At 55.3% G+C, this 25,146-nt stretch carries 24 protein-coding genes; 18 read left to right on the top strand and 6 right to left on the bottom strand.

The window, feature by feature from the left end:
* Positions 1–65: 65 nt before the first annotated feature.
* The 14 genes from AACY09_RS16390 to AACY09_RS16325 all read left to right on the top strand — a co-directional run bounded on the left by AACY09_RS16390 (position 66) and on the right by AACY09_RS16325 (position 14,648).
* On the top strand, positions 66–824 hold the full coding sequence (locus AACY09_RS16390; RefSeq protein WP_339489519.1) for a 5-oxoprolinase subunit PxpA: 759 nt from the start codon (positions 66–68) through the stop codon (positions 822–824).
* Positions 825–884: 60 nt separating this feature from the next.
* Positions 885–1,133 (top strand): acetyl-CoA carboxylase, encoded by a 249-nt coding sequence (locus tag AACY09_RS16385; protein WP_339489518.1) that lies wholly within the window; start codon positions 885–887, stop codon positions 1,131–1,133.
* Between the two features lie 10 nt (positions 1,134–1,143).
* Entirely contained in the window at positions 1,144–2,532 is a 1,389-nt protein-coding gene (locus AACY09_RS16380; protein ID WP_339489517.1) for an acetyl-CoA carboxylase biotin carboxylase subunit, read from the top strand.
* Position 2,533: 1 nt separating this feature from the next.
* Positions 2,534–3,415, top strand: coding sequence for a 5-oxoprolinase subunit B family protein (locus tag AACY09_RS16375; protein ID WP_339489515.1), 882 nt, complete (start codon positions 2,534–2,536; stop codon positions 3,413–3,415).
* Positions 3,405–4,382, top strand: a complete 978-nt coding sequence (locus tag AACY09_RS16370) for a 5-oxoprolinase subunit C family protein (RefSeq protein WP_339489514.1) — start codon at positions 3,405–3,407, stop codon at positions 4,380–4,382. Before AACY09_RS16375 ends, AACY09_RS16370 begins: the two co-directional genes overlap by 11 nt.
* Before the next feature lie 180 nt (positions 4,383–4,562).
* Entirely contained in the window at positions 4,563–5,837 is a 1,275-nt protein-coding gene (locus tag AACY09_RS16365; RefSeq protein ID WP_339489969.1) for a purine-cytosine permease family protein, read from the top strand.
* A gap of 84 nt (positions 5,838–5,921) precedes the next feature.
* Positions 5,922–7,097: a hypothetical protein gene (locus AACY09_RS16360; RefSeq protein ID WP_339489513.1), complete on the top strand. Its 1,176-nt coding sequence runs from the start codon at positions 5,922–5,924 to the stop codon at positions 7,095–7,097.
* A gap of 180 nt (positions 7,098–7,277) precedes the next feature.
* Complete coding sequence (gene bioB, locus AACY09_RS16355; protein WP_339489512.1) at positions 7,278–8,333, top strand: biotin synthase BioB; 1,056 nt, start codon at positions 7,278–7,280, stop codon at positions 8,331–8,333.
* A gap of 95 nt (positions 8,334–8,428) precedes the next feature.
* Positions 8,429–9,601 (top strand): 8-amino-7-oxononanoate synthase, encoded by a 1,173-nt coding sequence (gene bioF / locus AACY09_RS16350; protein ID WP_339489511.1) that lies wholly within the window; start codon positions 8,429–8,431, stop codon positions 9,599–9,601.
* Positions 9,594–10,325, top strand: a complete 732-nt coding sequence (locus tag AACY09_RS16345; RefSeq protein ID WP_339489509.1) for an alpha/beta fold hydrolase — start codon at positions 9,594–9,596, stop codon at positions 10,323–10,325. Before bioF ends, AACY09_RS16345 begins: the two co-directional genes overlap by 8 nt.
* A complete protein-coding gene (gene bioC / locus AACY09_RS16340; RefSeq protein ID WP_339489508.1) occupies positions 10,318–11,133 on the top strand; it encodes a malonyl-ACP O-methyltransferase BioC in 816 nt (271 codons plus the stop codon). Before AACY09_RS16345 ends, bioC begins: the two co-directional genes overlap by 8 nt.
* Complete coding sequence (gene bioD, locus AACY09_RS16335) at positions 11,130–11,819, top strand: dethiobiotin synthase (RefSeq protein WP_339489507.1); 690 nt, start codon at positions 11,130–11,132, stop codon at positions 11,817–11,819. Before bioC ends, bioD begins: the two co-directional genes overlap by 4 nt.
* A 300-nt stretch (positions 11,820–12,119) precedes the next feature.
* Positions 12,120–12,404 (top strand): hypothetical protein, encoded by a 285-nt coding sequence (locus AACY09_RS16330; protein ID WP_339489506.1) that lies wholly within the window; start codon positions 12,120–12,122, stop codon positions 12,402–12,404.
* A 438-nt stretch (positions 12,405–12,842) separates the two neighbouring features.
* Positions 12,843–14,648 (top strand): phenylacyl-CoA dehydrogenase, encoded by a 1,806-nt coding sequence (locus AACY09_RS16325; protein ID WP_339489505.1) that lies wholly within the window; start codon positions 12,843–12,845, stop codon positions 14,646–14,648.
* 224 nt (positions 14,649–14,872) lie between these two features.
* On the opposite strand, the gene rmf is transcribed toward AACY09_RS16325, so the two are convergent.
* The 4 genes from rmf to AACY09_RS16305 all read right to left on the bottom strand — a co-directional run bounded on the left by rmf (position 14,873) and on the right by AACY09_RS16305 (position 19,722).
* On the bottom strand, positions 14,873–15,079 hold the full coding sequence (gene rmf / locus AACY09_RS16320; RefSeq protein ID WP_339489504.1) for a ribosome modulation factor: 207 nt from the start codon (positions 15,077–15,079) through the stop codon (positions 14,873–14,875).
* A gap of 152 nt (positions 15,080–15,231) precedes the next feature.
* Positions 15,232–16,824 carry a glutamate--cysteine ligase gene (gene gshA, locus AACY09_RS16315; protein ID WP_339489503.1) on the bottom strand — a complete coding sequence of 531 codons (1,593 nt, stop codon included), beginning with the start codon at positions 16,822–16,824 and terminating at the stop codon, positions 15,232–15,234.
* Positions 16,825–17,017: 193 nt separating this feature from the next.
* Positions 17,018–17,404 (bottom strand): PaaI family thioesterase, encoded by a 387-nt coding sequence (locus tag AACY09_RS16310; RefSeq protein ID WP_339489502.1) that lies wholly within the window; start codon positions 17,402–17,404, stop codon positions 17,018–17,020.
* Positions 17,401–19,722, bottom strand: a complete 2,322-nt coding sequence (locus AACY09_RS16305) for a Tex family protein (protein WP_339489501.1) — start codon at positions 19,720–19,722, stop codon at positions 17,401–17,403. Before AACY09_RS16305 ends, AACY09_RS16310 begins: the two co-directional genes overlap by 4 nt.
* 339 nt (positions 19,723–20,061) lie before the next feature.
* Here AACY09_RS16305 and ompR point away from each other — a divergent pair, with 339 nt between their 5' ends.
* Together ompR and AACY09_RS16295 are read left to right on the top strand one after the other, a co-directional pair.
* Positions 20,062–20,799, top strand: coding sequence for an osmolarity response regulator transcription factor OmpR (gene ompR / locus AACY09_RS16300; RefSeq protein ID WP_339489500.1), 738 nt, complete (start codon positions 20,062–20,064; stop codon positions 20,797–20,799).
* Between the two features lie 83 nt (positions 20,800–20,882).
* A complete protein-coding gene (locus AACY09_RS16295) occupies positions 20,883–22,196 on the top strand; it encodes an ATP-binding protein (RefSeq protein ID WP_339489498.1) in 1,314 nt (437 codons plus the stop codon).
* Between the two features lie 52 nt (positions 22,197–22,248).
* On the opposite strand, the gene rimK is transcribed toward AACY09_RS16295, so the two are convergent.
* Positions 22,249–23,154, bottom strand: coding sequence for a 30S ribosomal protein S6--L-glutamate ligase (rimK, locus tag AACY09_RS16290; protein WP_339489496.1), 906 nt, complete (start codon positions 23,152–23,154; stop codon positions 22,249–22,251).
* A complete protein-coding gene (rimB, locus tag AACY09_RS16285; RefSeq protein ID WP_445323860.1) occupies positions 23,151–23,618 on the bottom strand; it encodes a retropepsin-like aspartic endopeptidase RimB in 468 nt (155 codons plus the stop codon). Before rimB ends, rimK begins: the two co-directional genes overlap by 4 nt.
* A 96-nt stretch (positions 23,619–23,714) precedes the next feature.
* Between rimB and AACY09_RS16280 the strand changes: the two genes are divergently transcribed.
* The gene (locus AACY09_RS16280; protein ID WP_339489495.1) at positions 23,715–24,113 is read left to right on the top strand and encodes an RNA-binding S4 domain-containing protein; all 399 of its coding nucleotides are present in this window, start codon (positions 23,715–23,717) and stop codon (positions 24,111–24,113) included.
* Between the two features lie 127 nt (positions 24,114–24,240).
* Complete coding sequence (gene hslO / locus AACY09_RS16275; RefSeq protein WP_339489494.1) at positions 24,241–25,128, top strand: Hsp33 family molecular chaperone HslO; 888 nt, start codon at positions 24,241–24,243, stop codon at positions 25,126–25,128.
* The last annotated feature ends 18 nt before the right edge of the window (positions 25,129–25,146 follow it).

The raw sequence follows: 25,146 nt of genomic DNA, 5'->3' as shown, positions 1-25,146 counted from the left end.
TCCCAATACCTGTCTCAGCTTTTAACGTCGGTTTCATCGAAACCTACAACGAGGTGCTGGGTTAAATGAATCAAATTGATCTGAATTCGGATATGGGCGAAGGGTTCGGTCCATGGACTATTGGAGATGGTGTTGATGGGCAAATTATGGCGCTCATCAGCTCGGCAAATATCGCCACCGGTTTCCATGCCGGTGATCCGAACATTATGCGTCGCACCGTTGCTGCTGCTAAGCAACACGGCGTTGCAATTGGCGCTCATCCAGGCTTTCGCGATCTGGTCGGCTTTGGCCGGCGTCATATCAATGCCCCGGCTGAAGAGTTGATCAACGACATGCTCTACCAGCTTGGCGCATTACGTGAGTTTGCCCGACTTGAGGGTGTGCAGCTGCAGCACATCAAACCCCACGGGGCGCTGTATATGCACTTGGCGCGCGACGAGGTTAGTGCGCGTTTATTTGTTGAAACCCTTCAGCAGCTTGACCCTCAGTTGATGTTGTTCTGCATGGACGGCTCGGCTTCTTGGTTAGTTGCCCAAGAAGTTGGGCAGCCAACGGTGCGTGAGTTCTATGCCGACCGTGACTACGACAATAGCGGTTCAATTGTGTTTGCCCGTCAGGTTAATGCGCTGGATCCACAGCATGTCGCGGACAAAGTTTTGCGTGCTTGTGAAGAGGGTTGTGTGCGCACTGTCGAGGGCGATGACATCGCCATAGCCTTTGATTCCGTATGTATCCACAGCGATACGCCTGGTGCATTGTCACTCATTGAATCAACCCGAAAGCAGCTTCTCGGTGCGGGTATAGCGGTGGCTGCTCCGCGCTGATTGGTAACTGACTCTTACCCCATTTGCTAACAGATAAAGACGATAAAAAGAGGAATTGAAATGGCTGAGCACTCAATAGTTTCTCCCTTGCCAGGCACCTTTTACCGCCGTTCTGCGCCGGATGCACCCAACTATATCGAGGTCGGTGGTGCGGTGGAGTGTGGTGCGGTAATTGGTTTGATCGAGGTAATGAAGCAGTTCTCCGAATTGCACGCTGACAAGACTGGAACGCTAGTGGCTTTTCATGTTGAGGACGGTGATCCAATCGAACCTGGTCAGTTACTCGCCGTGATTGAAAGCGATGAGTAAGGAGAGCGGTATGACGAGTGCTATCACCAAGCTTTTAGTGGCCAACCGAGGCGAAATTGCTGTTCGTATCATTCGTGCTGCCAAATCGTTGGGAATTCCTACTGTGGCGGCTTGCAGTGAAGCCGATGCCGGCTCAATGGCTGCGCAGTTGGCGGATGAGTTTTGCATTATCGGTCCGGCGCGGGCCGATCAAAGCTATCTAAATGCTGACGCATTGCTAGAGGCTGCAAAGCAAACCAAGGCCAATGCAGTTCACCCTGGTTATGGATTTCTCTCCGAGAGCGCTGCATTCGCTGATGCAGTGGTGGCGGCAGGCATGATCTGGGTTGGACCCAATGCCGAAACCATCCGCCGCATGGGTGACAAGGCGCAAGCCCGGAGCACTGCGAAAGCCGCTGGCGTACCTGTGGTGCCGGGTTCTGAAGGTGAGCTTGAGTCACTGGAGGATGCGCTGAAGTGTGCTGAAGCCGTTAGTTATCCACTGCTGATAAAGGCCTCGGCTGGTGGCGGTGGGCGTGGGATTCGTATTGCACATGATCGCGATGAGTTGAGTCGTGAGTTTCCCTTGGCACAACGTGAGGCGCTTGCCGCGTTTGGCTCTGGAGCGGTCTATCTGGAACGCTTTATTGGTCAGGCTCGACATGTCGAAGTACAAGTCCTCGGCGATGGCCAGCATGCCGTGCATTTGTTTGAGCGTGAGTGTTCACTGCAAAGACGCCGACAGAAAGTCTTCGAGGAGGCGCCTTCGCCAGCACTATCGAATGAGCAGCGTCTGCGCTTGTGCGATAGCGCAGTGAGGCTGGTACAGGCCTTGGGGTATTGCGGGGCTGGCACGCTGGAGTATTTGTTCGATGCGCAAAGCGGCGAGTTCTTTTTTATCGAGATGAACACGCGCATTCAGGTTGAGCACCCGATCAGCGAGATGGTGACTGGCATTGATTTAGTCCAGTGGATGCTGCGCATTGCGGGGGGCGAGCCACTGACCTTGCGCCAGAGTGATATCTGTCTCAACGGTGTCGCACTTGAAATGCGTATTAACGCTGAAGACCCTGAACGTAATTTCTTTCCTTGTCCTGGCGTGGTTGAGTCGTTGTCTTGGCCAGAAGGTGAAGGGGTGCGTATCGAGAGCCATATTTTCCAAGGTTATCGAGTGCCGCCTTATTACGACTCGTTGTTGGCAAAAATAATTGTTCATGGTGCTGGTCGTGAGCAAGCTTTTGCCCGCGCCCGCGAAGCATTGGCAGCCACTGAATTAACGGGAATGGCAACCACATTGACCTTGCATCGCTCCCTGCTAGAAGAGACGTGCATCTGCGCTGGTGATTTTGACACTGGCACGCTTGAGCGCTTGCTTGCTGAGCGCTCAGTTTTACCGGCGCCAGTCGCCGCGGAGGTCTGATATGCAAACACAACCAATACGTTACAGCTTTGGTGGTGATGAGCATTTGTTCGCTGAAGTTAGCGAGGCCATGTCACTTGAGGCGTTTTTCCGGGGTATGTCGATCACCCGGGCTATCGAAGAGCGTCAGATTCCCGGGGTACTCGACGTATGCCTGGCTAATGCGTCTTTTCAAGTGCGTTTCAACCCCGATGTGATTGAACCGCAGGCACTGCTTGAGACAGTGCGTGGGCTTGAGACGTCGGCAGTCGCTGGGCGCACAATTGAAACGCGAATCATTGAAATTCCAGTGCTCTATAACGATCCCTGGACCCATGAAACCTTGATGCGTTTTCGGGACCGTCATCAGGATCCAGAAGGAACTGATCTTGAATATGGTGCGCGGATTAACGGCTATGCCGATGTACAAGAATTTATTGATGCGCACACCGCATCGCCGTGGTTTGTGTCGATGGTGGGGTTTGTTGTTGGCCTGCCGTTTATGTACCAGATGGTCGAGCGTGAAAAGCAGTTAGAGGTCCCCAAGTATCTGCGGCCGCGTACCGATACACCGAAACAAACCTTGGGCCACGGTGGCTGTTTTGCATGCATTTACTCTGTAAAAGGTGCTGGTGGCTACCAGATGTTCGGGGTCACTCCTGCGCCGATCTACGACCCGCAGCAAGGTCTGGACTACTTGCAGGACTCTATTGTGTTCTTCAGGCCTGGCGATATTGTTCAGTTCAAAGCGATAGACCGAGAGCAATACGATTTAGCAGTGGAAGCGGTCGAAGCAGGTACTTTTTCGTTGCGCATACGTCAGGTCAGCTTCGACCTTGATGACTATTTGCAAGATTCCGATGCTTGCAAACAGCATCTGCAGGAGGTACTCAATGTCGATTAATGTTCTGAATCCGGGGCTTGCGACATCCATTCAAGATGTTGGGCGTGAAGGTTACTATCACCTTGGCATCCCACCGTCAGGTGCACTTGACCAATATGCCTTGCGTGCAGCCAATCTACTGGTTGGCAATTTACCAACTGCTGCCGCCCTCGAGTGCACCTTGCTCGGGCCTAAGTTGGAATTTCAATGCGATGCGTTAGTCGCCATTACAGGCGGGCGAATGACGCCACGGGTTGACGGGGTGGAGATGCCTTTTGATGCTGCGTTTAGGGTGCGCAAGGGACAAACTTTAAGCTTTGACTACCTAAAGGCTGGCGCGCGGGGTTATCTGGCCATTGCGGGTGGTATTGATGTTCCTGAGGTGCTTGGTAGTCGCTCGACTTATACCTTGGGCGGTATTGGCGGTATTGCTGGACGGCGCTTAATTGCGGGTGATCTGATCCCTCTTGGGCAGCCTTCAGATAAGGGCATTGAAGGTACAGCGCTACCACGTTCATTGCAGTCTGAATTGGGCGGGGAGGTCGAATTGCGTGTTCTACCCGGACTTTACTATCACCGCCTGCTGGCACAGGCTGCCGAAAGCTTTTTTGCCGACACCTGGACAGTTGGATCAGAAGCAGACCGTATGGGTTATCGCTTCAAAGGCGGTTCTCCGCTGGGGTTCGAGCCCCGTGAACAGCCATTTGGTGCGGGTTCAGACCCATCAAATATTGTTGATGCTTGTTACCCAATTGGTTCTATTCAGGTTCCGGCAGGTATCGAGCCTATTGCCCTGCATCGAGACGCGGTGTCGGGTGGCGGTTACGCAATGATTGGCACTGTCATCAGTCCGGATTTGAATCGTATTGCGCAGCTGCAACCGAATCAGCGCGTACGCTTTGTATCGGTGACGCTTGAGGAAAGTCTTAACGCGCGAAAACACTACAACCAACAAATCGAACGCATGTTGAGATTTTTTAACGCGTAAGAGTAAGCCCTCGGTCGTTATTTAGTTTCGGGGCGTGGTCGTGACTGACTATGTCTTGGGGCTAACTGTTGCCGAAAATAACAATAAATATATGGAGATTTCGCAATGGCTGGAATGGCGCAACATAAATCAAGGGACGTATTGGAAAGTGGGGAGCAATCCGGAGACGTTGATCAGCGAATGGGCCGAACATCGTTAACCATGGCGTGGTGGGCTGTGTGTAGCGCAATGTTTTATATCGTAATTGGTGCATCGCTTGCGCTCAATTTCGGTGCTCGAAATGCAATCATCGGCATGCTGTTGTCCGTGCTCAGTTACGGTTTGATCAATGCGGTCATAAGCCGTTATGCAATACGTACCGGACTGACGGTGGCATCATTTTCGCGCATTCTGTTTGGCAGCGTGGGGGCCTCTTTAGCCACCTTAATCTTTTTCTCAACAGCGATTTATTATGCGGTGTTTGAGGGATCCGTCATTGCCGTGGCGCTCAACCACCTTTATCCCGAATTGGGGTACAGCGTAGCTGCGTTGATCGTGGTGCTTTATAGCGTGCCACTCATATTCGGCAGTGTGCAGAATTGGCTAGATAAGTTTAACGGTGTGTTGTTGCCGTTTTATTTGCTTGGCCTGCTTGCGGCGGTTGCGCTGTCAATTGCCCAGTATGGCTATCAGTCACAGTGGCTGGAGCTTGGTCCGCAAGTACAAAGTTCATACGGTTGGTGGCATTGCTTTGTCTCATATATGGGCGTGTGGATACTGATGATGTTCACCTTCGACTATGCCCGTTTCGGTAAGCCTGAGGATGCCCAGTATCACGGGCGTTGGAACTTTGGTATGCCGTTTTATCTCGTGACCTTTCTCTTAAACGGTGTGGCCGGTATCTATTTGGCGAGCAGCATTCCGCAAGAGGGTGCATTGAGTGAAGTGAGCGTGGTATTGGCTATTTTGCAGCTCATGGGCATTTGGGGGCTGTTGTTTGTTTGGGTCACACAAACGCGGATCAATACGGCTAACTACTACTTGGCTGCGGTCAACATGCAGGCGTTCTTTGCGTTGATGTTCCGCATACATCACGCACGCTGGGTATGGGCCATTGTGGTTGGCGCTGCGGTTTACGGCCTGATGCTGGCGGATGTGTTTTCTTGGCTGCTTCAAGCCCTGGCCTGGCAAGGCGTATTTGTTGTGGCATGGGTCGGTATCGCCTTGGCGCATATTTTGGCGAACCGCACAACCAAGGTCGATTCAGCTGATATTCAGCATATGCACGCTTTCAATATCACTGGCCTGATCGCCTGGTTCAGTGCGACCGCTGTTGGCATGATTTTGCTGGAGTTGGCCAACCCTGTGCTATCGAGCTTATCCGCTCCGGCCACTTTTCTGGTTTCGTTTGGCGCCTACAGACTTCTTTATTCAAATGCTCGACAAGCGCGGCTGAGTCAACGCGGCAAGCTTTGAGCTTTCCACTCGCTCGGCTATCTGCTGTCGGGAATGGCGGCAGGTATTTCAATGCATCTCACAACAATAAAAATGGAGTGGTTCATGAAACTGCAATGGATTCGGCTTGACTCAATTCTTGTATCCCTACTCGCTGCTGGCCTCGTTCAGCAGGCTGGGGCTATGGAGATAACCGACAACCTCGATCTGGGAGGCGCCATTCGTGCCCGCCTTGACTATGACCCAGACCGGGATATTTCCGAATTTAATTTCGATACGTTATTTTTTACCGCCGATTACCAATCTGACACTTGGACCGCGGCCGCAAAGTATCGTTTTTATGGCGATGCCTATCCCTATCGCTATACCGATAACGTGGGAGATATCGCCTTTGCTGAATATGCTTGGGTTGGCTACAAATTCTCCCCGACTCAGCAATTACAGGTCGGGCAAACAGCTATTCCATTCGGCTTGCCGGCCTACTTTGGAAGCACTTTTTTTGAAAGCTTGGGTAATGTGATCGGTCTAGAAGATACTCAGAATATCGGTTTCAAATACCTACAACAAAGTGTTGATTGGAATGTTCAGGCTGCCTACTACCCGATTCCAGCAGAGCAAGGCAGAGGCACGAGTCAAGGGGGACGTACTTACGGCACCAGCGTGGCGACCGCAGATGATTATGTGGGGGGTGGCAGCGATAATCATGAACAGAACATATTAGTTGGGCGACTTGCCAGACAGTTTGAAGTTGCAGGTTGGAAGTCGGAAATAGGCCTGTCGGGGCTTGCTTCGACCCTCGAAAATCAAGATACCGACAAAGATGGCCATCGCTTTGCCACGGCTCTACATTTCACCGGCAAGCACGGCGCCTGGGGAGTCCAGGCTCAGGCTGCTCGGCAACAGATGAGCCCGAAGAACCCCGTTGATGATCATTTGGTGAGCTTTGGTAGTTTCGATGGCACTTTCAATGTCGCTGCCAAGGGCAACCTTTATGTTGCGGACCTCAGCTACGATATTTCCGGGCAATATGGCTGGTTCTCGGGCATCAAGCTCTATGTCAATTACAGCATATTCGACAAGGATGAAAGTGCTTACTTGGATTCACAGCGTTTTATTGCGGGTAGTTCTTTCACCTTAGGACCTCTATGGATCGCCTTGGAATGGCTGCACGGGAAGAATGACCCGTACATCGGCGGGAGCGATTACACGCAAAGTTTGGGTGCTGGTGGTAGCAACCGTTGGGAGAATCAGCTCTATAGCAACATTGGCTATTATTTTTGAGGGTTGGCGCATTAGATTAACTAAATCTAATGCGCTGTATGCTTTTTGATCAGATGTCAACCCGTGTCTCGCGGTGGGTTGACAGCGTCGAAACACAACATATGATGCCTAAAGCCTGATTCGCGGCGTTTGCCCGCAACCCTGACAACAGACGCAGTTGAGCGTCGAAGGAACTCTTCCATGAATGCCACCGCATCCATCGCAACTCGCCACAACTGGTCGCTAGCCGAAGTTAAGGCCTTGTTTGAGCAACCGTTCAACGACTTGTTGTTCGATGCGCAGACCGTACACCGTGCGCATTTCGATCAAAATCGGGTGCAGGTTTCGACTTTGCTGTCGATCAAGACCGGCGCTTGTCCGGAAGACTGCAAATACTGTCCACAGTCTGGTCACTACAACACCGGGCTGGAAAAACAGAAACTGCTGGAAGTTGAGAAAGTCCTGCAAGCGGCTGCTGATGCCAAGGCAATCGGCTCTACCCGTTTTTGCATGGGCGCGGCGTGGAAGCATCCATCGGCCAAAGACATGCCCTATGTATTGGAAATGGTTAAAGGGGTTAAAGCGCTCGGTCTGGAAACCTGCATGACCTTGGGTAAACTGGATAAAGAGCAAACCGCATCGCTGGCCGACGCCGGGTTGGATTACTACAACCACAACCTCGACACCTCGCCAGAGTTCTACGGCAATATCATCACCACCCGTACCTACGCCGACCGTCTGGAGACGCTGTCCCACGTGCGTGATGCCGGGATGAAAATCTGTTCAGGCGGCATTCTCGGTTTGGGCGAGTCGCTGGATGACCGCGCGGGTTTGTTGATCCAGCTGGCCAATTTGCCGGAGCATCCAGAGTCGGTGCCGATCAATATGCTGGTCAAGGTTAAAGGTACGCCACTGGCTGATGAGAAGGACGTGGACCCGTTCGACTTTATCCGTACCCTTGCGGTTGCCCGGATCATGATGCCCAAGTCGCACGTGCGCTTGTCGGCAGGCCGTGAAGCAATGAATGATCAGATGCAAGCGCTGGCCTTCTTCGCGGGGGCCAACTCGATTTTCTATGGCGAGAAACTGCTGACCACGGTTAACCCCCAAGCCAACAAGGACATGGAGCTGTTTGCACGTTTGGGCATCAAACCCGAAGAACGCCAAGAGCATGCCGATGAAGTTCATCAAGCGGCTATCGAACAAGCGCTTGTCGAGCAGAAAAGCAGCGAACAGTTTTACAACGCCGCGGTTTGATCCGTTCTCTGGCGGCCGTTGGCTGTCATCTTGATTAGTCTCCTGACGCCCGGCCCTGTGCCGGGTTTCAGCGGCTGCGTAAACGGGTAACTACCATGTCTTTTGACCTCGCGAATCGCTTGGCTGAGCGCCGCGCCGCACAGCTGTATCGTCAGCGCCCGCTGCTGGAGTCGCCGCAAGGCCCTCAGGTTGTGGTGGACGGTCGCCAACTACTGGCCTTCTGCTCCAATGATTATCTCGGCTTGGCGAATCATCCTCAGGTGATTGAGGCCTGGCAGGCGGGCGCGACCCGTTGGGGCGTTGGCGGCGGCGCTTCGCATTTGGTAATCGGTCACAGCACACCCCATCATCAGCTTGAAGAGGCGCTTGCCGAGTTCACTGGCCGCCCGCGTGCGTTGCTGTTTACCACCGGTTATATGGCCAACCTCGGCGCCGTGACCGGATTGATTGGACAGGGCGACACGGTGCTCGAAGATCGCCTTAATCATGCGTCCTTGCTGGATGCTGGCTTGCTCAGTAATGCGCGCTTTTCGCGCTATCTGCACAACGATGCCAGCAGTCTTGCCAATCGCCTGGAGAAGGCCGTGGGCAATACCTTGGTGGTGACAGACGGCGTGTTCAGCATGGACGGCGACCAGGCGGATCTACCGGCCCTGTGTGCAGAAGCAAAAAAACGCAGTGCCTGGGTCATGGTCGATGATGCTCACGGCTTTGGCCCGCTGGGCGCCACCGGTGGCGGCATCGTCGAGCAGCAAGGCATGGGTATGGATGATGTACAGGTCCTGGTCGGCACGTTAGGCAAGGCCTTTGGCACATCCGGGGCATTTGTGGCAGGCAGTGACGAGTTGATCGAAACTCTGGTGCAGTTTGCCCGGCCATATATTTACACCACCAGTCAGCCGCCCGCGCTGGCCTGCGCCACCCTTAAGAGCCTTGAGCTGCTGCGCAGCGAGCACTGGCGTCGCGAGCACCTTAATGCCCTGATCAAGCAGTTCCGCGATGGTGCGAAGACTCTGGGGTTGCAGTTGATGGACAGCTCAACGCCGATTCAGCCTATTGTTATTGGTGACAGTGGCCGCGCCATGCAGTTGTCGCAGAGGCTGCGTGAGCGGGGCATTTTGGTTACCGCGATTCGGCCGCCAACCGTGCCAGCAGGCAGTGCCCGCTTGCGGGTTACCTTGTCGGCTGCCCACAGCGCGGCGCAGGTGGATTTATTGCTGTCTGTGCTGGCTGAGTGTTGGTCTGAAGAGGAGCAAAGCCATGCGTAATCGCTTGGTTCTATTGCCGGGGTGGGGACTGGGCACTGCACCGCTGGAGCCTTTGGCGGAAGCCTTGCGTGGGCTCGATCCACATTTGCATGTGCAGGTCGAGCCCCTGCCGTTGCTGACCAGCAGCGAACTGCTTGATTGGCTTGATGAGCTTGATGCCAATCTGCCGGACGATGCATGGCTGGGGGGGTGGTCGCTTGGCGGCATGCTTGCAGCCGAACTGGCCGCCCGTCGCGCCGATAACTGTCCGGGGCTGGTTACCCTGGCCAGTAATGCCAGCTTTGTCGCCAGCACGGATTGGCCCCATGCCATGGCTGAAGAAGCCTTTGATCTGTTTCGCCAAGGCTGTGCGAAGAACCCGTCGATTACCCTTAAGCGCTTTGCCTCGCTGTGCTCGCAAGGTGCAGGCGATCAGCGCGGTATGTCGCGCTTGATGCTGGGTGGCGCGCCACATGAAAGCGGCGAGTTGCTACTGGCCAGCCTTGATTTGCTGGCCAGTCTGGATACCCGTGAAGCATTGCAGGGTTTTGTTGGCCCGCAACTGCATCTGTATGCCGGGCAGGATTCATTGGTTCCCGCTGAAGTGGCGGGCGATATTCTGGCGCTGTTAGGTGATGTTGAGGTGGGGCTGATTGATAGCGTCAGCCATGCATTGTCGCTTGAATGTCCACATGAGCTGGCTGCTGCGATTCAAGGTTTTTTGCATGAGGCCAGCGATGATTGATTTGGCTCGTGATGCGCAGTCCCATCTGCCGGATAAGCGTCAGGTTGCCGCCTCGTTTTCCCGTGCTGCGGCCAGCTATGACGGGGTTGCGGCCCTGCAGCGCACGGTTGGTCACCAGCTCTTGCAGTGCATTCCTGCGACAGCTTCCGCCCAGCGGTGGCTGGATCTAGGCTGTGGAACGGGGTATTTCAGTCGTGCGCTTGCCGGTCGTTTCACTGAAACTCAAGGAATTGCCCTGGATATTGCCGAGGGCATGTTGCAGCACGCGAGGCCGCAGGGAGGGGCTGAGCAGTTTATTGCAGGTGACGCCGAGCGTTTGCCATTGCGGGCTGAGTCCTGCGATTTGATTTTCTCCAGCCTTGCCCTGCAATGGTGTGAGTCCTTTAGTTCGGTATTGGCTGAGGCTCAGCGCGTATTGCGGCCGGGTGGCGTGCTGGCGTTCAGCAGTTTGTGTGTCGGCACCTTGCAAGAGCTGCGCGACAGCTGGCGAGCAGTGGATGGGTTTGTTCACGTTAACCGCTTCCGCCACTTTAGCGACTATCAGGCATTGTGCGCGGCGAGTGGTTTGCAGGTGGTGTCATTGGAGACCCGGCCAGAAGTTTTGTACTACCCCGATTTGCGTAGCCTGACCCATGAACTGAAAGCATTGGGTGCACACAATCTCAACGCAGGCAGGCCAAACGGGTTGACTGGGCGCGCACGTATGCGGGCCTTGGTTGAAGCCTATGAGCATGAACGCCAAGCGCAGGGCCTGCCTGCGACCTATCAAGTGGTATACGGTGTTTTGCAGAAAAGGATAACGCCATGAGTAACGCCTTTTTCGTCACGGGTACTGATACCGAAATCGGTAAAACCACCATCGCGGCTGCTTTGCTGTACGCCGCGCGTGAGGCCGGAATGTCGACGGCAGCGGCAAAACCTGTGGCCTCTGGCTGCGAGAAAACCGCAAAGGGTCTGCGCAACGAAGATGCACTGGCGCTGCTTGAGCAATGTTCGCTAGCACTGAGTTACGAAGACGTGAACCCAATGGCTTTTGCACCGGCGATAGCCCCGCACTTGGCTGCACGTGAGGCGGGCGTGGTATTGAGTGTGGATAGCCTGCGTGGCGCTGTGCAGCACGTGCTGGATAAAGGCGCCGACTTCACTGTGGTTGAAGGCGCAGGAGGCTGGCGCGTGCCGTTGTCGGGCCAGGCCTCGATGTCTGATTTGGTTGTCAGCTTGAAACTGCGAGTGATTATGGTCGTTGGTGTGCGCCTAGGTTGCATCAACCATGCAATCCTCACGGCTGAAGCAATTGCTGCGGATGGCTTGGAGTTGGCCGGATGGGTGGCCAATGTGGTTGATCCCAAAACCTCACGTCTGGATGAAAACCTTGCCACTTTGGCTGAGCGCTTACCCGCACCTTGCTTGGGCTATGTGCCGCGATTGAGGGCGGCGACGCCGGCTGCGGTTGCGGCCTGTTTGGATCTCAGTTTGCTTGAGCTTGAGGTATAAGGCTCTTGCAGCCTCCCGGGTATTTGCGGCTAATGGTGGATGAGAAGGGCGTCATCCACACTACCGGACACCACTTGTCCGGCTGGTGATGGTGGCTTTTGTAGGGTGTGACAACGCGAAGCTTGTCCACCATGGTTCGTGCAAACAACCTCCTTATTCGAGACCGCAACGGTGGAAGAAAAGGGCGTCATCCGGCCTGCCGCCCTTTGATTTTCCGGTTATAGCAAAAAGCCATTATCGAAGAGTGAGCATTTCTGTTTTAATACGGGCTCTGTGTAACCCTCAACTGGAGCGAAATAGATGAATGCCATAACAGGCAGCGCCTTTAACGCCGGTCTTTCGACCATTCAGTCGGGGCAGCAGCGTGTCGATCAAGCGGCTCAGGGTATTGCTAGTGGTGCGGCGCCCCAGCCGGCCCGTTCAGCCGAACAGGTAGCAAGCAATAGTCCTGCACAAGCGGGTACTCCTGAACTCAGCAGTAATCTGATTGAATTGCGTGTCGGCCAATATCAAGCCCAAGCTGGCGCCCGGCTGCTGGAAACCGCAGACGAAGTGCTCGGCACCCTGATTGACACCCGCGCCTGACGCTTTCGAGCACCCCCAGCCAAGCTACGGCCCCTCTCGCTGGCACTGAATCTGTTAGGCCTGATGCATAGCGACGTGCCTATTGCGGTCATATCTTTTGGCTAAAACAGGTGCATGAGCGATGCATTGGCATGCCTGTAATAACACCTCAATTAAATAGCCCATTCAGACCGACGGTTGAAGGCTGTCTGGTTTCAAGGTGTTTCGACTTTTATTTCAGGTTGCAGGAAGGCTCAAGCGTGCCGGTTTGCTGAATGGACAGGGCAGGCTTCGCCATTCGTCGTCGACGCATCGCAGACTTGACAACCTTAGGGCGTAAACGTATGTTTCAAACACCTGTTTGATTGTTGTTTTATGGCAACCGTCAGGCATTCGGGATTTTCCCGATTCAAACAACTATTCGGTCACCTATACCGACCACCGCAGAGGTTATTAGCTATGCCTGACTACAAGGCCCCCTTGCGTGATATCCGTTTCGTACGTGACGAGCTGCTCGGCTACGAAGCGCATTATCAGAGCCTGCCTGGCTGCGAAGATGCAACGCCAGACATGGTCAATGCCATTCTTGAAGAAGGCGCCAAGTTTTGTGAGCAGGTGCTGTCTCCCCTGAACCGTGTAGGTGACACTGAAGGCTGTACCTGGAGCGAAGCTGGCGTAAAAACGCCAACGGGCTTTAAAGAAGCCTACAAACAATATGTTGAAGGTGGCTGGCCGAGCCTGTCACACGACGTTGACCACGGTGGACAAGGTCTGCCTGAGTCGCTTGGCCTTGCTGTAAGCGAAATGGTCGGCACGTCCAACTGGTCGTGGGGCATGTACCCAGGCCTGTCGCACGGCGCGATGAACACCATCGCTGTGCACGGCACCGAAGAGCAGCAGCACACTTACTTGACCAAGCTGGTAACCGGCGAGTGGACAGGTACCATGTGCTTGACCGAGTCGCATTGCGGTACAGACCTTGGCATGCTGCGCACCAAGGCTGAGCCACAGGCTGACGGCTCTTACAAAGTGTCCGGTACCAAGATTTTCATCTCCGCCGGCGAACACGACATGGCCGATAACATCGTCCACATCGTCCTTGCTCGCCTGCCAGATGCGCCTGCCGGCACTAAAGGTATTTCGTTGTTCATCGTGCCCAAGTTCATGCCCAACGCCGACGGCGGTGTGGGTGAGCGCAACGCAGTGAGCTGTGGTTCGCTGGAACACAAGATGGGCATCCACGGTAACGCGACCTGTGTGATGAACTTCGATGGCGCCACCGGCTACCTGATTGGCCCAGCCAACAAAGGCCTGAACTGCATGTTCACCTTTATGAACACCGCGCGTCTGGGTACTGCTTTGCAGGGCTTGGCTCACGCTGAAGCCGGCTTCCAAGGCGGCCTGAAGTATGCGCGTGAGCGTCTGCAGATGCGTGCTCTGACTGGCCCGAAAGCGCCGGACAAAGCGGCTGACCCAATCATTGTTCACCCTGACGTACGCCGCATGTTGTTGACCATGAAAGCGTTCGCCGAAGGCAACCGCGCAATGGTTTACTTCACCGCCAAGCAGGTTGATATCGTCAAGCACAGCCAAGACGCTGAAGAGAAGGAGCAAGCCGATGCGCTGCTGGCTTTCCTGACGCCAATTGCTAAAGCCTTTATGACTGAAGTTGGTTTCGAATCAGCTAACCACGGCGTTCAGATCTATGGCGGCCACGGCTTTATCGCCGAGTGGGGCATGGAGCAGAACGTTCGCGACAGCCGTATTTCGATGCTGTACGAAGGGACCACCGGTATTCAGGCACTCGACCTGCTGGGTCGCAAGATTCTGATGACCCAGGGCGAGGCACTCAAAGGCTTCACCAAGATCGTGCACAAGTTCTGCCAGGCAAACGAAGGCAACGAAGCCATCTCTGAGTTCGTTGCTCCGCTGGCCAAGCTGAACAAAGAGTGGGCTGATGTGACCATGAAGGTCGGCATGGCAGCCATGAAGGACCGTGAAGAAGTCGGTGCAGCATCGGTTGATTACCTGATGTACTGCGGTTATGCGTGCTTGGCTTACTTCTGGGCTGACATCGCCCGTGTGGCAGCTGAGAAGCTGGCCGCCGGCACTGGCGAAGAGGCGTTCTACACCGCCAAGCTGCAGACTGCACGCTTCTACTTCGCACGTATTCTGCCGCGCACCCGCGCTCACGTAGAAACCATGCTCTCAGGTGCTAACAACCTGATGGACATGGATGAAGAGAACTTTGCCCTGGGTTACTAAGTAGCCCGGGCAGTGCTCGACAGACCGGGCGCCTAAAAGCCGTTGCGACCAGCACCGCGGCTTTCAGGCGCCAGCCAACACCCTGCGAAGGTTCCGCTTTCGCAGGGTGTTTTGGTTTCTGGGGTATGTGTAGTGGAGCAGACCTGATTGCAGGGCGCGTTCAGCTTTATCTTTTTCTACTGGAGGCCAGGTGCTAGTGCGGCGCTTGGCCGGTCCTGGACCCGCTAGGCGGACTCTTGTTTGACCAGCTCATATTGGTCGTGGCCGTCATCCCAGCCGGCCTCCCAAGCCGCAATCAGCACTTCGGCCGTTTGCTTGCGTGGGGCTTTGGGTTGTCCAGTTAGACCTGACATATAACCTTGTTGGTAGGCCTTGTTGAGGTTTTCAAGGCTCCAATCTTGGTGGTGCTCGGTCTGCGAGTCTGACGCCATGGGAAATGCCCAATTAATTCAACTAGTGCTTATGCTAGCTGTGTTGAGCATCAATAACTGGGCCGCTGGTCTCACCTTTTAGGCCGCTGGTTATATTTGTGACCTGTGCCTCCATCTGCTGACAGAGTTGTCTGCCAGCAGATGACTTGAGCTTATTGCAGCGGTTGGTCGTGACCAAGAATACTGGCTTGATAGGCGGCAACGAAGGTGTCGAAGTCACCGTGTTGATTGCCTTCAATCTCGGCCTGATCCAGCAGGGACTGTTTGCTTGCCTGCTCAAGCTCTGCTGATTGCGCGTGACTCAAGGCCTGGCTGTTGAAGTAGTCCGCATGCAGTTTGCTTTGGCGCAGCGAGAACTGGGCAAAGCTTTCCCCTTGCTGCAAGTGTTCGAGTACCTGCGCCGATGGGGTCAAGCGGACATCAGCAACCTTATTCCGTTGAGCCTGCAGGGACTGGCTATGGGCGTCGCTGCCATTGCTGCGGTCGAGAAGGTCGGCCATTTGCTGAATTTCGTCAAGCAGTTCGCTGGCCCACACTTTAAGCTCGACGGGTTTGCCAGCGCGCTGCAGGTGCAGGCCAGGGCGGCGACCTTCTTTGACCACTTTCAGGAAGTTGTCTGTGCATGTCGTGCACTCGGCACTTTCAAGAGTCGGGCTTTCCTGAAGTGCGCAGTAGAGCAAAAACGCATCAAGGAACTGAGCTTGCTCAAGGTCGATGCCCATTGGCATAAACGGATTGATATCGAGGCAGCGCACTTCGATGTACTGCACGCCGCGGGACACTAGCGCTTGAATTGGCCGTTCGCCGCTGTAGGTCACGCGCTTGGGACGAATGCTTGAGTAGTATTCGTTTTCTATCTGCAAAATGTTGGTGTTGAGTTGCAGCCAGTCGCCATTGGCGTTGTGAGTACCAATCTCGACATAGGGTAGATAGGGTGTGCCGACCGCTTGGCGCAGGCTGTCAGTGTAACTGGCAAGGTCGTTGTAGCAAGGCGTAAGCGCTGCCTGAGCATTGCTCTGATAACCCAGATCACTCATGCGCAAGCTGGTTGCGTAAGGCAGGTAAAGGGTGTCTGCGTCGAGCTGCTGCAACTTGTGCGGATTGCCCCGCATAAAGCCCGCATCGAGGGCTGGCGAGGCGCCGAACAGATACATCAGCAACCAGCTGTAGCGGCGGAAATTACGGATCATGGCGATGTAGCTAACCGACTGGTAATCGCGCGCGCAGTGGTTGCAGGGGTCGAGGCTCTGCAGCAGCGGCCAGAGTTTATCCGGCAAGGAGAAGTTGTAGTGAATGCCGGCAATGCATTGCATGGTCTTGCCGTAGCGCAGGGCTAGACCCTGACGGTATACATACTTCAGCTTGCCAATATGCGAGTCGCCATACTGAGCGATCGGGATGACGTCTTCGGCCGGCAATGCACAGGGCATCGACGGGCTCCACAAGTACTCGCCCGCCAGCTTGCTGTAGGTATAGCGATGGGTTTGCTCAAGGTTGGCCAAGGTGCTCGCTGGATCGGCCAGTGCCGGGGTAATGAACTCGAGCAGGGCTTCGGAATAGTCGGTGGTGATCTGCGGGTGGGTCAACGCAGAGCCAAGCGCTTTGGGGTGCGGTGTAAGTGCGAGCTGGCCATCGCTATCAACCCGCAGGCATTCACGCTCGATGCCATGCAGGCACTGAGTCAGCAGCGAGAGGTTATTTGGCTCGCCAAGCAGTGCCACGCGGCGGGATAACAAATTGCTCAAAGTCGAATTCCTTCACCCATCAGTCGAGCCAATATGGGGGCACACTGAACAGTCTGCAAGGGGCGTTAGCAATTTGCCTGACCACAGCTGCGTGTTTATCCAAGCGGCAGGCCGCTGGCGTAGCGCCGCCAGCAAGGGTCACTACGCCAAGCTCCGGCATAAGCTGTATATACCGCAGCATAGCCCAGGGCAGTTACACGCGAGCGAAGGTGCCTTGCGCTTTAGCGACCAGTTTGTCGCCTTGATGCGCCTCGGCTTCCACCACTAAAGTGCGGCGGCCAGCGTGCACCACTTTAGCCACGCAAATCACCGAGCCTTCGTCGATAGCGCGAATGTAATTGATCTTGCATTCAAGGGTTACGCTGCCCTGATCGAAGCCGTGGGCGCTGGAACACGCCAGCCCCATGGCAATATCAACCAGAGAAAACAGCGCGCCGCCATGCAGTTTGTTGTGCCTGTTACGCAATGGGTCGGTGAGGTTCAGGCGTACCTGAGCCTCACCATCCGCCACGCTCAGTGGTTCTACACCGAGCAATTGGCTGAATGCACTGGAGGTGAACGCTTCTGGCAGGTCGGTCATTTTTTCTTCAACTGTTTAGCGTTGGCGAACAGTGACGCCATTGCGTTGTTGACCGGTGCGGGTTTGTTTTCCGGGCGTGGGGCCGGTGTGTTGCTACGCGCGTTATTGCTGCGATTACCATTGTTGCGCGGGCCTTCGACTTTCTCGCCGGGGGTATCGCTCATGCGCATGCTCAGGGCAATGCGGTTGCGTGGGATATCCACTTCCATAACCTTGACCTTGACCACTTCGCCGGCCTTGACGGCTTCATGCGGGTCTTTGATGAACTTCTCGGACAGCGCCGAGATATGCACCAGGCCGTCCTGGTGTACGCCGATATCGACAAAGGCACCGAAGTTGGTCACGTTGGTCACCACGCCTTCGAGGATCATCCCCAACTGCAGGTCCTTGAGGGTTTCGACACCTTCCTGGAATTCCGCGGTTTTGAACTCAGGGCGTGGATCGCGGCCCGGCTTTTCAAGTTCTTGCAGGATATCGCCGATGGTCAGCAAGCCGAAGGTTTCGTCGGTGTACTGTTTCGGGTCGAGGCGCTTGAGGAAGCTGCTGTCACCGATCAGCGAGCGAATATCACGGCTGGTGTCTTTGGCGATGCGCTGCACCAATGGATAGGTTTCCGGGTGCACCGCCGAGGCGTCCAGCGGGTTTTCACCGTTCATGATGCGCAAGAAGCCGGCCGCTTGTTCGAAAGTCTTGTCGCCTAGGCGCGGTACCTTCTTCAGCTCATCACGGGATTTGAATGCGCCGTGGGTGTCGCGGTGAGCCACAATATTCTGCGCCAAGGTGCTATTGAGGCCAGAAATACGTGCGAGCAGGGCGCTGGAAGCGGTGTTCACATCAACGCCGACGGCGTTCACGCAGTCTTCAACCACCGCGTCCAGGCCGCGGGCCAGCTTAAGCTGCGACACGTCATGCTGGTATTGGCCAACGCCAATGGATTTCGGGTCAATCTTCACCAACTCAGCCAGCGGGTCTTGCAGGCGACGGGCAATGGACACCGCGCCACGGATGGTCACGTCCAGGTCCGGGAATTCCTTGGCGGCCAGTTCGGACGCTGAGTACACCGAAGCGCCAGCTTCGGAGACCATGACTTTGGTAGCTTTGAGCGCTGGATATTTTTTGATCAGCTCAATCGCCAGCTTGTCGCTTTCACGGCTGGCGGTGCCATTGCCAATGGCAATCAGGTCAACCGAATGCTTGGCGCACATTGCGGCCAGTACAGAGATGGTTTGATCCCACTGATTCTTCGGCGCATGGGGGTAAACCGTGGCGTGGTCGAGCAGCTTGCCTGTGGCATCAACTACAGCGATTTTGCAGCCGGTGCGCAGGCCTGGATCGAGACCCAATGTTGCCCGAGGGCCAGCCGGGGCGGCGAGCAGCAGGTCATTAAGGTTGCGCGCAAAAACAGAAATCGCCTCATTCTCGGCGCTTTCGCGCAGGTCGCCGAGCAGGTCGGTCTCAAGGTGGGTATAGAGCTTGACTTTCCAGGTCCAGCGCACCACTTCTGACAGCCACTTGTCGGCCGCGCGCCCTTGATTGCTGATGCCGAAACGTTCGGCAATCATGCCTTCACAGGGGTGCATGGTCCCCGGTAACTCGTCGCCAACTTTCAGGCTGGAACTGAGGATGCCTTCGTTGCGGCCACGGAAAATCGCCAGGGCGCGGTGTGATGGCATGCCTTTGAGCTTTTCATCGTGCTCAAAGTAATCGCGGAATTTCGCCCCTTCAGTTTCTTTGCCAGCCACGAGGCGAGCACTGATGATGGCGTTGTCGCTCATGAAGCTACGCAGGCGGGTGAGCAGAGTGGCGTCTTCAGCGAAACGCTCCATAAGAATGTATTTGGCGCCTTCGAGCACGGCCTTGCTGTCGGCGAAGCCTTTTTCGGCATCGACAAACCGTGCCGCTTCGGTTTCAGGCGCCAGGCTTGGGTCGTTGAACAGCGCATCGGCCAACTCACCAAGGCCGGCTTCCAGGGCAATCTGGCCTTTGGTGCGACGCTTTTGCTTGTACGGCAGGTATAAGTCTTCGAGGCGAGTTTTGCTGTCGGCGAGGTTGATCTCGCGCTGCAACTCGGGGGTTAACTTACCTTGTTCTTCAATACTGGCAAGAATGCTGGCGCGGCGGTCATCCAGCTCACGCAGGTAGCGCAGACGCTCTTCCAGGTTACGCAGCTGAGTGTCATCCAGACTGCCGGTGACTTCTTTACGGTAGCGGGCGATAAAGGGAACAGTCGAGCCTTCATCGAGCAGCGCCACGGCGGCGGCAACCTGTTGCGGGCGTACGGCCAGTTCTTCGGCGATGCGGTTGTTGATGCTATCCATATATAAAAAACTACCCACACTGGATCGAAAAAACAGTCTCGCAATTAATCGGGCATCTGAAAAATACATCGCTACGGGCCGGGTTTGCGGCCGGATCTTTTCAAATGCACCTTGCGGACTAGACACTAAAGCGGCGCATTATAAACACCGTAAAGCAGAGAGCTGGGACCGTTCGGGGAAAAATCTGCTAACAATGGCTATCAGCAGACCACATGGCACATGCGCCATAATGCTGGTATTGGAGACTATGCAGCGTTTATGTCCCGCTAAATAACGGCTTGGGCCGTTAGGATATGGGTTATAAATGGCTGTGACAGGTTCTCGGTTTAGGAGTTATACATGAGCGGCACTGCACCTGTGGTTGAAGGCGAAAAAATTCTGATTGTCGATGACGATGCCCGTCTTCGGCGCTTGCTTGAGCGTTTCTTCGAAGAGCAAGGCTATCGCGTGCGCGCGGTTGAAAACGTCGAACAAATGGACCGGGTGCTCGCGCGCGAGCTATTCAGCTTGCTGGTGCTTGACCTGATGCTGCCCGGCGAAGACGGCCTTTCAGCATGCCGCCGTTTGCGTGAGTCGAACAATCAAATGCCAATCATCATGCTCACTGCCAAAGGTGACGAAGCCAGCCGTATCCAAGGACTGGAACTGGGCGCGGATGATTACTTGGCCAAGCCATTTAATCCTCGCGAGTTGCTTGCCCGGGTCAAAGCCGTGCTGCGCCGTCAAGCGCCAGTCGTGCCCGGCGCTCCGGGTAGCGAAGAGGCCAGCGTAACCTTCGGCGATTACGAGTTGTCGTTGGCCACCCGTGAGCTGAAAAAGGGCGATGAAGTCCACATGCTGACCACCGGTGAGTTTGCTGTGCTCAAGGCATTGGTTCAGCACGCCCGAGAGCCATTGACCCGCGATAAGCTGATGAATCTGGCCCGTGGTCGTGAGTGGGATGCGCTGGAGCGTTCGATCGACGTACAGATTTCGCGTCTGCGCCGCCTGATTGAGCCAGACCCATCCAAGCCTCGTTATATCCAGACAGTCTGGGGCGTTGGCTATGTATTTGTCCCGGACGGCAACAAGTCCTGATCGTCTTATCACGGCGCAGGTACCGCATCAAGGCTGGACGCTTCGGCGTCCGGTTGTGTTTCCCCTAGCTTAAAAAGTGAATGATGAAAGCACCGCTGTGGTTCCCACAAAGTTTCTTCGCGCGCACCTTGTGGTTGGTGTTGATCGTCGTACTGTTCTCCAAAGCCTTGACCTTGGTTTATCTGTTGATGAACGAGGACATGTTGGTTGATCGCCAATACAGTCACGGCGCCGCGCTGACGCTACGTGCTTACTGGGCGGCAGACCCCGATGACCGCGATCGGATTGCCCAGGCGGCTGACCTCAAGCAAGTGCCGCTGCAAGTGGTGCCAGCCAGTGAGCAGCATTGGCCATACAGCGAAATTTTTCAGCGGCAAATGCAATCCGAGTTGGGTCCTGAGACCGAAGTTCGGGTGCGTGCCAAAAGCCCGCCAGCCCTGTGGGTGCATGCGCCAACGCTAGGCGAGGGCTGGATTCGCGTGCCTTTGTATCCCCATCCCCTGCGCAGTCAACAGATATGGAGCGTGCTGGGTTGGTTTCTGGGTATTGGGCTGCTTTCAACCGCTGCCGCATGGATTTTCGTGCGCCAACTCAGTGCGCCGCTTAAAGGCTTGGTGTTTGCTGCGCGGCAATTGGGTAAAGGCCGCAGTGTGCGGTTGCCGGTAAGTGATACGCCCAATGAGATGATGGAGGTCTACCGCGCCTTTAATCAGATGGCCGAAGACGTTGAACAAGCGGCCCGCGAGCGCGAGTTGATGCTGGCCGGCGTTTCCCATGACTTGCGCACACCCTTGACGCGCCTGCGCTTGTCATTGGAGTTTTTGCAGAACGACTCGGAACTGACTGATGACATGGTCCGTGATATTGAGGATATGGACGCCATCCTCGATCAGTTCCTGGCCTTTATTCGCGATGGCCGTGATGAACCGGTGGAGTCCCTGGATTTGCTTGGGCTGGTGCGTGAAGTGGTGACGCCTTATAACCAGCAACGAGAACAGGTACGGTTGTGCCTTCAGCCAGTGCCGGTATTCCCGTTACGGCGTATCTCGATCAAACGGTTGCTGACCAATCTGATCGAGAACGCATTGCGTTACGGTGGCGACACTGCCGAGGTCGCGGTTTCGATGTCAGGTGATACCAGTGCGCCCTATGTGGTGCTAAGCGTGCTTGATCGTGGCGTCGGGATTGATCCGTCGGAGCTTAACAGCATCACCAACCCGTTTATTCGGGGAGACCGTGCGCGCGGCGGCCAGGGGGCAGGACTGGGCTTGGCCATCGTCAAGCGTATCGCCGCCTTGCATGGCGGCAGCGTTGAGTTGCGCAATCGCTCTGGCGGTGGGCTTGAGGCGCGAGTTTGCCTGCCTTTGGGCTTGTTGCTGCCTCGGGATGCAGTTTAATAAAGCTTGAGTTGGGCGAACAACGGCAAGGTTGCCCGCCAACACACCAGCCTTAGCCTTTGCCTTTGGTGCGGGTCAGGCGTGGGCTGCTGTTCTTTTCCAGGTATTGAATAATGATCCCGGCGACATCCTTGCCAGTGGTTGATTCGATGCCTTCGAGCCCTGGCGATGAGTTAACCTCCATCACCAATGGCCCGTGATTCGAACGCAGGATATCCACGCCCGCAACGCTAAGCCCCATGACTTTCGCCGCCCGAATCGCGGTCATGCGCTCTTCGGGGGTGATTTTAATCAGGCTGGCAGAGCCGCCACGGTGCAGGTTGGAGCGAAACTCACCGGGTTTGGCCTGACGCTTCATCGCCGCGATAACTTTGTCGCCCACGACAAAACAGCGGATATCCGCACCGCCCGCTTCCTTGATGTATTCCTGCACCATGATGTCTTGTTTGAGGCTCATAAACGCCTCAATCACCGATTCAGCGGCTTTTTCGGTTTCGCACAGCACCACACCGATGCCTTGGGTGCCTTCCAGCACTTTGATCACCAACGGCGCGCCATTGACCATGTGGATCAAATCCGGGATATCGTCCGGGGAGTGGGCAAAGCCAGTAACCGGCAAGCCAATGCCGCGGCGCGAAAGCAATTGCAGGGAGCGCAGTTTGTCCCGTGAGCGGGCAATGGCGACTGATTCATTGAGTGGCACCACACCCATCATTTCGAACTGGCGCAGCACGGCACAGCCGTAAAACGTGACTGAGGCACCGATTCGCGGAATGACCGCATCAAACCCTTCAAGCGGTGCACCACGGTAATGGATCTGCGGCTTGTGGCTGGCGATGTTCATATAGGCGCGCAGGGTGTCGATGACCACCATTTCGTGGCCTCGCTGCTGGCCAGCCTCAACCAAACGACGGGTAGAATAAAGTCGCGGATTGCGCGACAACACAGCGATTTTCATTGAGCACCCGAGAGGTCGTTAAGCGAAGGTTTGTCTTGGACGTAGGTTTGCGCTGGATTGACCACAAGTTGGCCCGTAATCAGCGCTTTGGAGCCGAGTAAAACCCGGTAACGCATGGTTTTCCGGCACGCGAGGGTGAATTCTATTGGCCAGACCCGATCGCCGAGGGATAGGTTAGTCCTGATCACATAACGATTTTGCGCGTGGCCATTGGAGCTTTTGATCCGTTTAACGGTGACCAGCGGCGCTTCGCAGCGATGCCGACTTTGCACCAAAGTACCTAGGTGTGCGGTGAAACGTACCCAATCCTCACCGTCGCGCTCGAAAGGTTGGATATCCGACGCATGTAGGGTTGAGGTGCTGGCACCGGTATCAATTTTAGCCCGGATACCAATCATTCCCAGGTCAGGAAGGTTGATCCATTCGCGTAAACCGATCACGTTGAGTTGGTCAAATGTCTTCAATAGGGTGCGCCTGCATTAATTCCCGGCATTCTAGTAGTGCTGTGTGACAACTGCATCAGGCAATATTCACCGCACAAGGTTGTTTTTGAGTAAATAATGAACAAAACAGATGACGATAAAGTCCGTTTGGACAAATGGCTCTGGGCCGCGCGCTTTTTTAAGACCCGAGCGCTGGCCAAAGCTGCAATTGAAGGTGGCAAAATTCATCATCGTGGAGAGCGCTGCAAACCCAGCAAAGAGCCGAAGGTCGGCGATGAACTGGTGATTCGCAATGGCTTTGACGAACGTACGATTATAGTTCAAGCCTTATCAGTCGTGCGTCGCGGTGCGCCCGAAGCGCAAGCCCTTTACAGCGAGACAGCAGATAGCATTGAGCGACGCGAGAAGGCTGCGGCGCAACGTAAAGCCGGTGCTTTAGGCATGCAAACGGACGGCCGGCCCAGCAAAAAACAGCGCCGGCAGATCCATCAGTTTCGCGATAATCAGGATGACTGAAGGGTTAAGCAGGCACCTTTGCAGGCTGTAATAGGCTTTTTTGTCGGCAACGATAGATAAGAGGCCCTTGGTCAGTTGACCATTTGCGCCTAAAATCCTTGGCCCGGTCACTGTTTGTGAATTAGGCATGTCAGATTCTACCCAACGCTTTTTGTTCGACGACACCGATATCCGCGGTGAAATGGTCAGCCTGACTGACACCTATAGCCATGTCCTGGCGAAGCACCCGTACCCGCAACCCGTCGCCCAGTTGCTCGGCGAACTGCTGGCTGCTGCCTCGTTGTTGATCGGTACCTTGAAATTCGATGGCCTGCTCATTTTGCAGGCGCGCTCTTCAGGCGCGGTGCCATTGCTGATGGTTGAGTGCTCCAGCGCGGGAGAACTGCGCGGTATTGCCCGCTACCATGAAGAGCAAATATCCGCTGATGCTGGGCTGCGCGACTTGATGCCCGAAGGCATGTTGGCGATGACGATCGACCCGACCAAGGGCCAGCGTTATCAAGGCATTGTCGGCCTGGAAGGCGATACCCTTGCTGATTGCTTCTCGAACTATTTCGCCACATCCGAACAATTGCCGACTCGATTCTGGTTAAGTGCCGATGGCAACCGTACGCGCGGCCTGCTACTGCAACAATTGCCCGCCGACAGGATCAAGGATGCCGAGGGCCGTGAAGCCAGTTGGCAGCATATCTCGACCTTGGCAAATACCCTGAAAACCGAAGAATTGCTGGGCCTGGACAACGAAACCGTGCTGCACCGCTTGTATCACGAAGAGCCGCTTCGGGTCTTCGAGCCTCGCGCTTTAATGTTTCGTTGCAGCTGTTCGCGTGAACGCTCAGCCAATGCGCTGGTCAGTTTAGGTCAGGAAGACGCCGTGCAGTTGCTCGATGAGCACGACGGCAGTGTGGTTATTGACTGTCAGTTCTGCAATCAGCGTTATTCATTTGACGCGGCAGACGTAGCTCAATTGTTTGCCGGTGGCGGAAGTCAGTCGCCGTCAGACACCCGTCACTAAAGGAACACACTGAAGAGC

Origin of the sequence: Pseudomonas sp. EL_65y_Pfl2_R95, from assembly GCF_963971045.1 — a bacterium.
Lineage (GTDB): Bacteria > Pseudomonadota > Gammaproteobacteria > Pseudomonadales > Pseudomonadaceae > Aquipseudomonas.
The sequence above is the reverse complement of the archived record's forward strand: the minus strand, read 5'-3'. Positions and strand labels throughout refer to the sequence as shown.

Bases quoted from the DNA above. Each gene is read 5' to 3' on its own strand.
- AACY09_RS16390 (WP_339489519.1), top strand. From the start codon at position 66: ATGAATCAAATTGATCTGAATTCGGATATGGGCGAAGGGTTCGGTCCA.
- AACY09_RS16385 (WP_339489518.1), top strand. From the start codon at position 885: ATGGCTGAGCACTCAATAGTTTCTCCCTTGCCAGGCACCTTTTACCGC.
- AACY09_RS16380 (WP_339489517.1), top strand. From the start codon at position 1,144: ATGACGAGTGCTATCACCAAGCTTTTAGTGGCCAACCGAGGCGAAATT.
- AACY09_RS16375 (WP_339489515.1), top strand. From the start codon at position 2,534: ATGCAAACACAACCAATACGTTACAGCTTTGGTGGTGATGAGCATTTG.
- AACY09_RS16370 (WP_339489514.1), top strand. From the start codon at position 3,405: ATGTCGATTAATGTTCTGAATCCGGGGCTTGCGACATCCATTCAAGAT.
- AACY09_RS16365 (WP_339489969.1), top strand. From the start codon at position 4,563: ATGGGCCGAACATCGTTAACCATGGCGTGGTGGGCTGTGTGTAGCGCA.
- AACY09_RS16360 (WP_339489513.1), top strand. From the start codon at position 5,922: ATGAAACTGCAATGGATTCGGCTTGACTCAATTCTTGTATCCCTACTC.
- bioB (WP_339489512.1), top strand. From the start codon at position 7,278: ATGAATGCCACCGCATCCATCGCAACTCGCCACAACTGGTCGCTAGCC.
- bioF (WP_339489511.1), top strand. From the start codon at position 8,429: ATGTCTTTTGACCTCGCGAATCGCTTGGCTGAGCGCCGCGCCGCACAG.
- AACY09_RS16345 (WP_339489509.1), top strand. From the start codon at position 9,594: ATGCGTAATCGCTTGGTTCTATTGCCGGGGTGGGGACTGGGCACTGCA.
- bioC (WP_339489508.1), top strand. From the start codon at position 10,318: ATGATTGATTTGGCTCGTGATGCGCAGTCCCATCTGCCGGATAAGCGT.
- bioD (WP_339489507.1), top strand. From the start codon at position 11,130: ATGAGTAACGCCTTTTTCGTCACGGGTACTGATACCGAAATCGGTAAA.
- AACY09_RS16330 (WP_339489506.1), top strand. From the start codon at position 12,120: ATGAATGCCATAACAGGCAGCGCCTTTAACGCCGGTCTTTCGACCATT.
- AACY09_RS16325 (WP_339489505.1), top strand. From the start codon at position 12,843: ATGCCTGACTACAAGGCCCCCTTGCGTGATATCCGTTTCGTACGTGAC.
- rmf (WP_339489504.1), bottom strand. From the start codon at position 15,079: ATGGCGTCAGACTCGCAGACCGAGCACCACCAAGATTGGAGCCTTGAA.
- AACY09_RS16310 (WP_339489502.1), bottom strand. From the start codon at position 17,404: ATGACCGACCTGCCAGAAGCGTTCACCTCCAGTGCATTCAGCCAATTG.
- AACY09_RS16305 (WP_339489501.1), bottom strand. From the start codon at position 19,722: ATGGATAGCATCAACAACCGCATCGCCGAAGAACTGGCCGTACGCCCG.
- ompR (WP_339489500.1), top strand. From the start codon at position 20,062: ATGAGCGGCACTGCACCTGTGGTTGAAGGCGAAAAAATTCTGATTGTC.
- AACY09_RS16295 (WP_339489498.1), top strand. From the start codon at position 20,883: ATGAAAGCACCGCTGTGGTTCCCACAAAGTTTCTTCGCGCGCACCTTG.
- rimK (WP_339489496.1), bottom strand. From the start codon at position 23,154: ATGAAAATCGCTGTGTTGTCGCGCAATCCGCGACTTTATTCTACCCGT.
- AACY09_RS16280 (WP_339489495.1), top strand. From the start codon at position 23,715: ATGAACAAAACAGATGACGATAAAGTCCGTTTGGACAAATGGCTCTGG.
- hslO (WP_339489494.1), top strand. From the start codon at position 24,241: ATGTCAGATTCTACCCAACGCTTTTTGTTCGACGACACCGATATCCGC.